Consider the following 9,796-nt stretch of genomic DNA (forward strand, 5'->3'; position numbering starts at 1 on the left):
AAGTATTTTGCGGAGCAAAATCTTGATGCCGGGGGAATTCACTTCCCCCGAGCAGATGATAAGATGGGGTCCCAAACGGCATATGCCGTTTGGGCGGCGGAGCAGAATGCCGCCAAGGCTGCTATAGAAAAATTGAAGGGCTGAACAGAACCAGCGTAGGGGCGGCTATCAGCCGCCCGCCCCGGCGGTATACCATCCAAACAAGCAGGACTGTGGAGCTTCCACAGTCCTGCTTTTGTGCGTTTCAGAGAGAAAAAGCCATCCAAAAGGATTTGCAATAGCCTCCATTCCTTGATATAATACTTTATTCAGAAGTATATGAGTTGCGAGGTGCCGCCTTGTATTTAAAAGCACTGGAGATCCAGGGATTCAAATCCTTCCCCGACAAAACGGTGCTCTCCTTTGGAGAGGACATCACTGCCATCGTTGGCCCCAACGGCAGCGGAAAATCAAATATCTCGGACGCCATCCGCTGGGTGATGGGGGAGCAGTCCACCAAAGCCCTCCGGGGCGGCAAGATGGAGGATGTGATCTTCGGCGGCACCGCCCTGCGCAAGCAGCAGGGCTTCGCGGAGGTATCCCTGGTATTGGATAATACCGATCAGCTTTTCCAGCTGGAGGAGAGCGAGATCATGGTCACCCGCCGGTACTACCGCTCCGGCGAGAGTGAATACTACATCAACCGCCGCTCGGTCCGTTTGAAGGACGTCAACGAGCTGTTTATGGACACCGGCCTGGGCCGGGAGGGCTATGCCATCATCGGCCAGGGCCGTATCGACGAGATCTTGTCCGTCAAAAGCGGCGACCGCCGGGAGGTCTTTGAGGAGGCCGCCGGGATCTCCCGCTTCCGCCACCGGAAGGAGGAGGCCGAGCGCAAGCTGGAGCGCACCCAGGAAAATCTGGTACGCATCACCGACAAGATCGACGAGCTGGAGCTTCAGGTGGAGCCTTTGCGGGCCCAGAGCGAAAAGGCCAAGCGGTTTCTCATCCTGCGGGACGAGCTGCGGGGGCTGGAGATCTCCCTGTGGCTGGACCAGCTGGAAAAGATCCGGGCCGGGGCCATCAAGACCCTGTCCGACTATGAAAACGCGGTCCGCCAGCGGGGCGAGGTCCAAAAGCAGGTGGAGGAGCTGTACGCCGCCGCCGAGGCCATTTCCGCCCAGATGCGGGAGAAGGATGTGGAGGCTGAAGGGGTCCGCTTTCAGATGATGCAGCGGGACGCCGACGCCAACGGTCTGGAAAACGCCATTGCGGTCCTAAAGGCCAATATCCAGAATAACCTGGAAAACCGGGACCGCATCCAGCGGGAGCTGGAGCAGCAGGAGGGCCGGGCCGACTCCATCGCCGCCCAGATCGGGGAGCGGAAGGCCCGGCTGGAGGAGCTGGCAGCCCAGTCCGCCGCCCTCCGGCAGGAGCTGACCGACTGTCAGAACGAGGCCAACTCGGCCAGCCGCTCGGCGGGGGCCATCGCCCAGGAGCTGGAGGACCTGCGCCGGAAGGAGACGGTGGAAAACGCCTCCGCCGCCGACGCCAAGGCCCTGATCTCCGCCCTGGCCGCAGCCGCCCAGGAGGTGCTGGACCGGGATGGGGCCATGCGCCAGGAGCTCTCCGCCGGAGAGGAGCGGCTGAAGGAGACGGAGGAAAGCCGCCGCCAGGCCGCCCAGGAGCTGGACCAGGCCAGAGAGGACCGGGACAGCCTGCAAAATGTCATCGACGGCCACGCCCTGCGGATGGAGAGCCGCCGGCGGAAGGCCAAGGAGGCGGAGGAGCGTCACGTCAAGCTCCAGATGGAGGACAACGCCCTCCAGTCCCGCATCCACATGCTCTCCGAGATGGAAAAAATGTATGAGGGCTACTCCAAAGCGGTAAAGCTGGTGATGGGAGAGGCCAAAAAGGGTCAGCTCCGGGGCATCCACGGCCCGGTGGCCGGACTGATCCATGTGCCGGACGCCTGTGCCGTGGCCATTGAAATCGCCCTGGGGGGCGCCATGCAGCATATTGTGGTGGACCGGGAGGAGGACGGCAAGGCCGCCATCCAGTACCTGAAGCGCCGGGACGGCGGCCGGAGCACCTTTTTGCCCCTGAGCACCATCCGCCCCGCCGACTTCCGGGACCAGGGAGTGCGGAAGGAACCCGGCTTTGTGGGCCTGGGCAATGAGCTGATCCGGTTTGACCCCCAATATGAGAAGATTTTTTCCAATCTGCTGGGCCGTACCGTAGTGGCCGAGGATATGGACAGGGCCATCGCCATGGCCCGGAAGTACGGCCACCGGTTCAAAATTGTTACCCTGGACGGCCAGGTCTTGAATCCCGGCGGCTCCATGACCGGCGGCTCCGTCTCCCGCAGCGCGGGCATCCTCAGCCGGGCCAATGAGCTGGAGCGGCTGGCCCAGCAGCGCTCAGGGGTGACCAAACAGCTGGCCGAGGCCGCCCGGGCCAGGGAGGAAACCCGCCGGGAGGTGACGGCGGCCTCCTATGAGCTGGAGCAGGTCCAGGCCCAGCAGCGCCGCCATGAGGACGATATCTTAAAGCTGGAGGAACGCCTGGGCCATCTGGATACCCAGCTGGGCGTTCTGAACAAGCAGCAGGCCGACCAGAGGGAGGAGCTGAAACAGCTCCAGGCCCGCTCCGCTCAAATCGAGGCGGATACCAGAGCTGCCCGGGCCAGGGTGGAAGCCCTGGAGGGGGCTGCCGCCGCTCTGCGGGCTGAGGCCGAAGGCAAGGCCAAGGGCCAGGCCGCCGCCCAGGAGCGGGCCGCCGTTCTGGGGGAGACCATCGCGGGACTGAATATGCGCCTGGCGGCGCTGGAGGCCGAGGGCCAGGCCGCCCAGCAGTCCATGGCCGAGCTGGAGGAGCTGCGCCGGGACCTGACCGGCGACAAAGCCGAGCGGGAGCAGATGCTCACCCAGTTCCAGGAGAAAAACAAGGATCTGGAGCGGGAGATCAAGGAGAAGGAGAAGCAGCTGCAAACCATCCGCCGGGAGAATGAGGCCCGGCAGGAGAGCATCGGCCGCATCAACGATGAAAAGCTGGCTCTGGAGGCCAAGCGCAATCAGTCCGACAGGGACGCCCGGGACAAGAACAGCGCCCTGCTCAATTTGCAGCGGGAGGTCTCGGTGCTGGAGCAGAAGAAGGCCGCCGCCGAGATGGAGGAAAAAAACCTGCTGGACCGGCTGTGGGAGACCTATGAGCTGTCTCATCAGGCGGCCCTGGCCCAGCGGGTAGAGTTGGAGAGCGTGCCCAAGGCCCAGCGCCGGGTGGGAGAGCTGAAAAAGACCATCTCCGATCTGGGCAACATCAACCTGGACGCCATCGAGGAGTTCCAGCGCATCAACGAGCGGTACACCTACCTTACTGATCAGCGGGACGACGTGCAGACCTCCAAGCGGGAGCTGGAGGGCATCATTGCCGATATCACCGAGGAGATGCGCTCCATCTTCGCCCAGCAATTTGCTATCCTCAATGAAGCCTTCCAGCAGACCTTTGTGGAGCTGTTCCGGGGGGGCAAGGCCACCCTGGAGCTGGAGGACCCAAAAGATATCCTCAACTGCGGCATTGAGATTAAGGTCCAGCCCCCGGGCAAGGCGTTGAAAGTACTCTCCCTGCTATCCGGCGGTGAAAAGGCCTTTGTGGCTATCGCCCTGTATTTTGCCATTCTGAAGGTGCGGCCCACCCCCTTCGTGGTGATGGACGAGATCGAGGCGGCTCTGGACGACGCCAACGTGGTGCGGTTTGCCCGCTATATGCGCCAGATGGCGGACAAGACCCAGTTTATCGTCATCACCCACCGCCGCGGCACCATGGAGGAGGCTGACGTGCTCTATGGCGTCACGATGCAGGAGCGGGGAGTGAGCCGGATGCTCACTATTAACCTGAACGATGTGGAAAAAGAGCTGCATATCAAGTGATAGCGCATACTAACATGGTGTAAAAATACCTAGGATTAAAAAATATCTATATTATCAATGACCGAAAGGAACCAAAACCGACATGGGCTTTTTTGCGAAAATCAAGGCGGGCCTGACCCGCACCAAGGAGAACATCGGCCACAGCATCGAGCAGATCTTCGCCGGGGAACTCAACGACGATTTTTATGACGAGCTGGAAGAGACACTCATCTTGGGGGACATGGGGGTGGACACCACCCTCAAGGCGGTGGAGACCCTGCGCCGCCGGGTCAAGGAGGAGAAAATCAAGGACATGGACTCCGCCCGGGCCTGCCTGCGGCGGGTGCTCACCGAAATGCTCCAGGTGGGCAAGCCGGAGCTCCATCTGACCACCACCCCCTCGGTGGCCCTGTTCATCGGAGTAAACGGGGTGGGCAAAACCACCACCATCGGCAAGCTGGCCTCCAAGATGAAGGGGGAGGGCAAGCGGGTACTGATGGCCGCCGCCGACACCTTCCGGGCCGCCGCCGCCGACCAGCTGGAGATTTGGAGCCAGCGGGCCGGGGTGGAGCTGGTACGCCAGCACGAGGGAGCCGACCCCGCCGCTGTGGTGTATGACGCCCTCACCGCCGCCAAGGCCAGAGGCACCGATGTGATCCTCATCGACACCGCCGGGCGGCTGCACAACAAACAGAACCTGATGAACGAGCTCAACAAGATCTCCCGGGTGGTAGACCGGGAGCTGCCAGACTGTGACCGGGAGACTCTGCTGGTGCTGGACGCCACCACCGGCCAGAATGGCCTGATCCAGGCCAAGCAGTTTAAGGAGACCGCCGGCATCACCGGCATCGTCCTCACCAAGCTGGACGGCTCCGCTAAGGGCGGCATCGTCATCGCCATCGCCCAGGAGCTCCAGGTGCCGGTGAAGTACATCGGCGTGGGCGAGGGCATCGACGATCTGATGCCCTTTGAGGCCGAGGCATTTGTAAACGCACTGATCTGATTTTGTAGGGGCCGATGCCCACATCGGCCCGCGTTTGGAGGTTATGATGATGGCAAGAATCGACGGACGGGCGGCGGACCAGCTGCGGCCTGTGGAGATCATTCCCAACTTCAATCAATTTGCCGAGGGCTCCTGTCTTATCCGCTGCGGCAATACCCAGGTGCTGTGCTGCGCCAGCGTGGAGGACCGCACCCCGCCCCATGTTCCTGAGGGGGAGGGCTGGGTCACCGCCGAGTACTCCATGCTGCCCCGGGCCAACCGGGAACGGTCCAAGCGGGACATTGCCAAGCTGAAGCTGTCTCCCCGCTCTGCAGAGATCCAGCGGCTGGTGGGCCGGTCCCTCCGAGCCTGCGTGGATATGAAAAAGCTGGGGGAGCGCACCATCACTGTGGACTGTGATGTGCTTCAGGGTGACGGCGGCACCCGCACCGCCAGCGTCACCGGCGGCTATGTGGCCCTGGCTCTGGCCCTGAAAAAGGTGGGAGCCCTGGACGCTCTGGTGAACAGCGTGGCGGCGGTGTCCGCCGGCATCGTGGGCGATGAACTTCTGCTGGACCTGTGTTATGAGGAGGATTCCTCCGCCCAGGTAGACCTGAACTGTGTCATGACCGGGGATGGCAAGCTGGTGGAGCTTCAGGGCACCGGCGAGGGCCGGGCCTTCACCATTGAGGAGCAGCGGGCTCTGGTGGACCTGTGCGCCAAAGGCATCGGCCAGCTTCAGGCCATCCAGAAGCAAGTGCTGGAGGGATAAGAGATGAAAATGGTATTGGCCAGTAAGAACGCCCATAAGCTCACCGAGATGAAGGACATTCTGTCCCAGTTGGGAGTGGAAGTGGTGTTGGAGTCCGACGTGGGCGTAGATGTGGACGTGGAGGAGACAGGCACCACCTTTGAGGAAAATGCCTATCTGAAGGCCCACGCGGTGTGCCAGGCCTCCGGCCTACCCGCCATCGCCGACGACTCCGGCCTGTGTGTGGACGCCCTCAATGGAGCGCCGGGGGTGTACTCCGCCCGGTACGGCGGCCCTGATCTGGACGACGCCGGGCGGTACAAGCTGCTGCTGGAGAATCTGCGCGGCCAGCTGGACCGACGGGGAAAATTTGTCTCCTGCATCTGCTGCTGTTTCCCCAACGGGGACAAGGTGGAGGCCCGGGGAGAGTGCCCCGGCACCATTGCTTACGCCCCCAGAGGGGAGGGTGGCTTCGGCTATGACCCGGTGTTTTTCCTGCCGGGGCTGAAAAAGACCTTTGCTCAGCTGACACCAGAAGAGAAAAACGCCGTTTCCCACCGGGGAAATGCGCTCAAACAATTTAAAACAGAATTGGAGAACTATCTAAATGGACTTGACAAGTAAGCAGCGAGCCCAGCTGCGGGGGCTGGCCAACAGCATCGACACCATCCTCCATGTGGGCAAGGACGGCATCGGGGAGAACCTGGTAAAGCAGGCCGACGATGCCCTGGAGGCCAGAGAGCTCATCAAGGGTAAGGTTTTGGAGAACAGCCTGCTCTCCAGCCGGGAGGCGGCGGAGGAGCTGGCCCAAAAGACCCGCAGCGATGTGGTGCAGGTGATCGGAACAAAATTTGTTTTGTATCGTCCAACCCACAAGAAGGACAAAAAGGACAAAATCGTACTGGTATCGGACAAAAAACGGAAAGCATAATAAAAAAGAGGGGGCATGGTCATGAAGCTGGGTATCTATGGCGGGACCTTCAATCCGCCCCATTTGGGGCATCTGACCTCAGCCCAGGCGGCGATGGACGTCCTGGGGCTGGACCACTTGCAGTTCGTCCCGGCGGCGGAGCCGCCCCATAAGCAGCTGCCCCAGGGCAGTCCTTCCCCGGAGGCGCGGCTGGCCATGGTAGAGCTGGCAGCGGACAGCCTGCTGCTGCCCGACCGGATCGGCGTGAGCGCCATTGAGCTCTCCCGCCCCGGCAAGAGCTATACCGCCGATACCCTGGAACAGCTCCATGCCCAGCATCCGGAGGCGGAGCTGTGGCTGATGATGGGCACGGACATGTTCCTTACCCTTCAGCATTGGCGGGAGCCGGAGCGGATCACCCGCCTGGCTGGGGTGTGTACCTTTGCCCGCACCCAGTCGGACAGTGGAGAGGCCCTGGCCATCCAGGCCGATTACCTGCAAAAGACCTTTGGAGCCCGCACCTGCGTGCTCCAGCTGCCCCATATTGTGGATGTGTCCTCCACCCAGCTCAGAGAGCTGCTGGCCAAAGGGGAGGGGCAGGCGTATCTGCCTCCGGCGGTGTACGGTTACATCATCCGTCACGGTCTGTACGGCGTCCACTATGACCTCAAGCACTTACCCGACCGGGAGCTGCGGGCCTGCGCCTGTTCCATGATCCGGGCCAAGCGGATTGCCCACATCAGGGGCACCGAGGAGGAAGCGGTGCGGCTGGCCCGCCGCTGGGGGGCTGATGAGGAAAAGGCCCGCCGGGCAGGTATCCTCCACGACATCACCAAGTATCTGGAGATGGACGAACAGTTGCAATTATGCCGCAAATATGGTATCGTACTGGATGATTTGGAACAGCATGCGGTGAAGTTGCTTCACTCCAAGACGGGGGCGTGTGTGGCCCGGGACGTATATGGAGTGGACGACGAGATCTACAACGCGATCTTCTGGCATACCACCGGCAAGGCGGATATGACCCTGCTGGAAAAGATCCTGTACATTGCCGACTATATGGAGCCCAACCGGGATTTCCCCGGGGTGGAGCGCCTGAGGAAGCTGGCCTATGAGGATCTGGATCAGGCGGTGCTGGCGGGGTGTGAGATGAGCGTTCAGGAGATGGCGGACCGGAAGCTGCCGGTCCACCAGAACACACTGCAGGCCAGGGATTGGCTGAGGAACAAATCCAGCAGAAAGGAACCATAAGATGAACCCGGAAGAGAAAAAGAACAGCCATGGCGGCGCCCGGCTCGCCAAGGAGCAAAAGCCGCCCAAGCAGAAGAAACCCAAGCCCCAGCGCACGCCCAAGCAGAAGGCGCTGCGCATCCTGTTGATTGTGGCGACTGTGATCGCGGCCCTGATTGTGGCGCTGTTTATCGCCTACAAGATGTTGGTGGTAAAACCGGAGCTCCCCACGGTGGAAGTGCCGGAGGTAGAAGCCTCTGCCGGTGTGGAGGAGTTGAGCGGCCCCAAGCTGTCCGGCGACCGGAAGGAAGAATTTTATACCTTCCTGGTGGTGGGCCGGGATACCGGCGGCGGCGGCAACACCGACACCATCATGGTCATGTCTTATGATATCCCCAATCAAAAGCTGAACGTGCTGAACATTCCCCGGGATACCATGGTCAACGTGCCCTGGGATGTGAAGAAGGTCAACTCCATCTATAACTGGGCTTCCCGGTATGATAAGGACGGCATCGACTACCTGAAGGAGGAGATCTCCTACCTGATCGGCTTCCAGCCCGACTTCACCGTGGTGGTGGAGTGGGAGGCCGTGGGCGAGCTGGTGGACGCCATCGGTCCGGTTTGGTTTGATGTGCCCTATGACATGAATTATGAGGACCCCACCCAGGATCTCTACATCCACCTGGAGGCCGGTCCCCAGAACATCGACGGCGACAAGGCCATGCAGCTGCTGCGCTGGCGGAAGAACAACGACAAGGTGGTCAACGGCCAGGTGGTCTCCTACGGCGGCTATGTCAACGGCGACCTGGGCCGGATCGAAACCCAGCAGGCGTTTTTGGAAGCGGTCATCGAGAAGTGCCTGTCCAGCCTGACGGTGGACAAGATCCCCGCCCTGGCCAAGATCTTCATGGATAACGTGGATACCCGGAACACTCTGACAGTAAACAACATTGCCTGGTTTGCCCAGGAGGCCATTCTGGGTGGGCTGAGCATGGAAAACGTCAACTTTATGACCCTGCCCTGTGAGGGCGTCTATGTCTACAGCCGCACAGTGGGCAATCATCAGTCCTATGTCACACCCATTCCCGATGAGACACTGGAGATGGTGAATACCTACTTCAATCCCTATCTGGAAGAGATCCAACTGAATGAACTGGATATCATGATGGTCAACGACGATGGCTCCCTGTCCTCCACCAGCGGCCATGTGGAGGATACCTATGCCACCCGGCCTCAGACCGGTTCCGGCGGGTCCAGCAGTTCCGGCAGCAGCTCCGGCAATTCCAGCAGCTCTGGCGGCGGCAGCGTTTCCACGCCCAAGCCCAGCAGTACGCCGGAGCCCAGCGAGGAGCCCACCTCCACCCCCGCGCCGTCGGCTACGCCCGACCCGGTGGAGTCGGTCACGCCGTCGGCCGATCCTACCACGCCCCAGGCTACGCCAACCCCCACCCCAGTCTTTAGCCCTGCCCCCACGCCGGCCGCTACGCCGGAATCCACACCGCAGCCCGCCGTCTCCACACCGGAAACCGGTCCGGGGATGGAACCTGTGGAGTAAAGGAGAGAGATCAATGCTGACACCCAAAGAAATTGCCCTGCTGGCCGCCAAGGCCCTGGACAGCAAAAAGGGCCTGGATATCAAGGTGCTGGAGACCGGCCACCTGACCACTCTGGCTGACTACTTTGTGCTGTGCTCCGCCACCTCTACCACCCAGATCAAGGCCCTGTCCGATGTGTGCGAGAAGGAGCTGAAGGACGCCGGGGAGCCCCCCCACCATGTGGAGGGCCACCGGGGCGGTACCTGGATTTTGCTGGACTTCTCCTCTGTGGTGGTCCACATCTTCAACGAGGAGGCCAGAGAGTTTTACGATCTGGAGCGCCTCTGGAGCGACGCCACCCCGGTAGACCTGTCCGGCGTGCTCACGCAGAACTGAATTTTTCGCAAAAAAGATGTCTGGCGAATGAACTGCCCCATCTTGTGCGGACAGTACAAAAAAGAGCCCTGGTAGGAAATATTAAGCTTTAGGCGGAGAGGCGTC

At 61.3% G+C, this 9,796-nt stretch carries 8 protein-coding genes; all 8 read left to right on the forward strand.

Going from position 1 to position 9,796, the window contains the following annotated elements; translation table 11 throughout:
• Positions 1-338: 338 nt before the first annotated feature.
• The gene (smc, locus tag Q0J75_RS08615; RefSeq protein ID WP_297199665.1) at positions 339-3,908 is read left to right on the forward strand and encodes a chromosome segregation protein SMC; all 3,570 of its coding nucleotides are present in this window, start codon (positions 339-341) and stop codon (positions 3,906-3,908) included.
• 82 nt (positions 3,909-3,990) lie between these two features.
• Entirely contained in the window at positions 3,991-4,890 is a 900-nt protein-coding gene (ftsY, locus tag Q0J75_RS08620; protein WP_297199668.1) for a signal recognition particle-docking protein FtsY, read from the forward strand.
• 49 nt (positions 4,891-4,939) lie between these two features.
• Positions 4,940-5,641: a ribonuclease PH gene (gene rph, locus Q0J75_RS08625; protein WP_297199671.1), complete on the forward strand. Its 702-nt coding sequence runs from the start codon at positions 4,940-4,942 to the stop codon at positions 5,639-5,641.
• 3 nt (positions 5,642-5,644) lie between these two features.
• Positions 5,645-6,244, forward strand: a complete 600-nt coding sequence (locus Q0J75_RS08630; protein WP_297199674.1) for an XTP/dITP diphosphatase — start codon at positions 5,645-5,647, stop codon at positions 6,242-6,244.
• Complete coding sequence (yhbY, locus tag Q0J75_RS08635; protein ID WP_297199677.1) at positions 6,228-6,551, forward strand: ribosome assembly RNA-binding protein YhbY; 324 nt, start codon at positions 6,228-6,230, stop codon at positions 6,549-6,551. The genes Q0J75_RS08630 and yhbY overlap by 17 nt, the downstream gene beginning before the upstream one ends.
• Positions 6,552-6,572: 21 nt before the next feature.
• Positions 6,573-7,781 carry a bis(5'-nucleosyl)-tetraphosphatase (symmetrical) YqeK gene (gene yqeK / locus Q0J75_RS08640; protein ID WP_297199681.1) on the forward strand — a complete coding sequence of 403 codons (1,209 nt, stop codon included), beginning with the start codon at positions 6,573-6,575 and terminating at the stop codon, positions 7,779-7,781.
• A gap of 1 nt (position 7,782) precedes the next feature.
• A complete protein-coding gene (locus Q0J75_RS08645; protein WP_297199684.1) occupies positions 7,783-9,315 on the forward strand; it encodes an LCP family protein in 1,533 nt (510 codons plus the stop codon).
• Between the two features lie 16 nt (positions 9,316-9,331).
• Complete coding sequence (rsfS, locus tag Q0J75_RS08650; RefSeq protein ID WP_297199688.1) at positions 9,332-9,691, forward strand: ribosome silencing factor; 360 nt, start codon at positions 9,332-9,334, stop codon at positions 9,689-9,691.
• The last annotated feature ends 105 nt before the right edge of the window (positions 9,692-9,796 follow it).

The sequence above is a fragment of the uncultured Flavonifractor sp. genome (assembly GCF_944385615.1).
Taxonomy (GTDB): domain Bacteria; phylum Bacillota; class Clostridia; order Oscillospirales; family Oscillospiraceae; genus Flavonifractor.

Excerpts from the sequence above, each read along its gene's own strand:
- Q0J75_RS08645 (WP_297199684.1), top strand. The coding sequence starts at position 7,783 with ATGAACCCGGAAGAGAAAAAGAACAGCCATGGCGGCGCCCGGCTCGCC.
- Q0J75_RS08630 (WP_297199674.1), top strand. The coding sequence starts at position 5,645 with ATGAAAATGGTATTGGCCAGTAAGAACGCCCATAAGCTCACCGAGATG.
- rph (WP_297199671.1), top strand. The coding sequence starts at position 4,940 with ATGGCAAGAATCGACGGACGGGCGGCGGACCAGCTGCGGCCTGTGGAG.
- yhbY (WP_297199677.1), top strand. The coding sequence starts at position 6,228 with ATGGACTTGACAAGTAAGCAGCGAGCCCAGCTGCGGGGGCTGGCCAAC.
- ftsY (WP_297199668.1), top strand. The coding sequence starts at position 3,991 with ATGGGCTTTTTTGCGAAAATCAAGGCGGGCCTGACCCGCACCAAGGAG.
- yqeK (WP_297199681.1), top strand. The coding sequence starts at position 6,573 with ATGAAGCTGGGTATCTATGGCGGGACCTTCAATCCGCCCCATTTGGGG.